The organism is Candidatus Hydrogenedentota bacterium, from assembly GCA_012523015.1.
Lineage (GTDB): Bacteria > Hydrogenedentota > Hydrogenedentia > Hydrogenedentales > CAITNO01 > JAAYBJ01.
The window spans coordinates 1-2,285 of record JAAYJI010000216.1; the positions used below are offsets into that span (position 1 = coordinate 1).

The following is a 2,285-nucleotide window of genomic DNA, read 5'->3' on the forward strand; positions in this document are numbered from 1 at the left end:
ATGTTAAACTATGTAGACCAATCCCCCTGTTAGTTGGAAGGATCTTTTACTACTAAGGGTTGAGGATGTTATTAACGGAATGCTCCCATGCTTAGATTTCGGTAATTTAAACCATATGGAAAAATAAGATTCTGAATATTTCCCTCCTAGGAGAGGCCCGGTCTATGTGCCGGGCCTTTTTTTATCAAAAATTAGGAGGTAATATAAGATGAAATCAAAAATGAAGGGCTTACCCGCGGAAACCATCCAATCGCTTAATAGTCCATCGGAAAAAGCACTTAGTAATTATATTAGGATGCTGGCAAATAAAGCGCAGGTTTATAAATTATCTAAGGAGAATTGCAATGAAAAATGTAAGCCGTAAAGAAAACATAAAGTGCGTGTGCCTCTATTTGAGAAAATCGAGGGACGAAAACCAGGAAGACGCACTCCAAAAACATCGTCAAAGATTAGTGCGTTTGTGCTGGGAGCGTGAATGGGAGGTAAAAGAAATCTATGAAGAAATCGTTACTGGAGCTAAATTGGATAAACGAGAGGAAATGCTGAAGCTGTTGGACAATTTGCATTTAGTTGATGCAGTTGTTGTAGTGGATCTGGACAGACTTGGGAGAAACGATATAGCAGAGTGGGGTATGGTCGTTGGTGCTTTTAAAAAGGCCGCAGCATTGATAGTAACGCCAAGCGCAATTTATGACCCCAGAGACCCTACTGATGAACTCTTGATGAACATTACGGGGGCAGTTAATCATCACGAGTATCGGAAAATTGTTAGTAGGTTTCACGAAGGGAAAATTGAGGGCACCATCATGGGGCGCTGGACGAACGGAAAGCCTCCATACGGGTATAAATATCTTAAAAAGGTCTATGACAACAATGGCAAAGATGTCGTTGTTGGAGAAGTGGTGCCGCACCCAGAACAATCAATAATTTACAGGATGATCATTGATTTATATCTAAGGGTAGGTAAAAGTACGCAGCAAATTACAGAATTATTAAACTCGCAGGGCGTATCATCCCCGGGAGGAAAATTGTGGCATAACAATGCAATACATCGACTGCTTGTTGAGGAATTTCACCTCGGAAAGTCTATTTTTGGCAAAACCAAGGGCAGGTGGGACAAAACAACTCAGTCAGGGCTAGAAATAAAACCTCGGAGTGAATGGATTGTCAGCAAAGAACAATCACATCCGGCACTAAAAACCCAGGAAGAACACGATCAAATATTATTAACATTAAAAAGGAACCGCCGGAAGCCAGTAGCTGCAAGAAAAGGCGTTTACCCGCTTTCAGGCCTTTTGTATTGCCATCAGTGTGGGTATCGAATGAGGTTTTATACAAAAGATAGAAAGTCCGGCAAAGCTGTGTTCACAAAATGCGATTATTATGGACCTTTCGGTAAAAGATGCAGCCAAAGAGGTGCGGAAATTAAGGATGAGATTTATGCTCAAATCGTAAGCAAAATAAGAGATGAATTCATAACACCCGAACGATTGGCTGGAAATACGGAACAGGAAGCCATATACAAACAAAAGATAGAGGAAATCAAGGTTTTAGAAAAGGAACTGGAAAAAAAGGCTGGGGCAAAAGCAAGGGCGAAAATGTTGTTTTTAGAAGGCATCGAAAATATCGAATTCTATAAAAAATACAAAGAAAAATATGATAATGAAACCAATGAGATTAGTAGCCGCATTCGGGCTTTAAACCTGGAAACGGCGTCTTTTCAAGCTATTAGCCCCGAGGAAATGAAAGAACAAATCAATGAGTTTATTGCGGATTGGGGAAATGCTACCACAAATCAAGAAAAGAATGCGTTATTTTCGGCGATCATAAATAAAGCATGGTACGATAGAGATAGGGAAACCGGCGAAATTATCATTTATTTAGAATATTTGTAAATACTATTTAAAATACTTTTTAAAAAGGAGATTAAAATGACTATTCCTGACAAAGAGATACGCAAAGCTAATAGGCTGATTCGCGAAAAATCGCCGTACCTGATACAACACGCCTACAATCCTGTTGATTGGGATGCATGGACCCCGGAAGCTTTTCAGAAAGCTACGGCTGAAGATAAACCAATCTTCCTATCGATAGGCTATTCTTAGCCCTTTGGGGCTAAAAACATTTAAGAAAGAATAGGTGTACTTTATTTACCTGTCATTGGTGCCATGTGATGGAGCGGGAGTCTTTTGAGGATGAAGAAGCGGCAGAATTGCTGAATCGGCATTTTGTTGCCATCAAAGTTGACCGGGAAGAAAGGCCGGATATCGACCATATTTATATGA

Annotated in this window: 1 protein-coding gene and 1 pseudogene; both read left to right on the plus strand. The window is 40.1% G+C overall.

Annotated features, from left to right (window positions below; translation table 11 throughout):
* The first annotated feature begins 344 nt into the window (after nucleotides 1-344).
* Complete coding sequence (locus GX117_09255) at nucleotides 345-1,895, plus strand: recombinase family protein (protein ID NLO33527.1); 1,551 nt, start codon at nucleotides 345-347, stop codon at nucleotides 1,893-1,895.
* A 36-nt stretch (nucleotides 1,896-1,931) separates the two neighbouring features.
* Nucleotides 1,932-2,285: pseudogene (locus GX117_09260) on the plus strand (DUF255 domain-containing protein).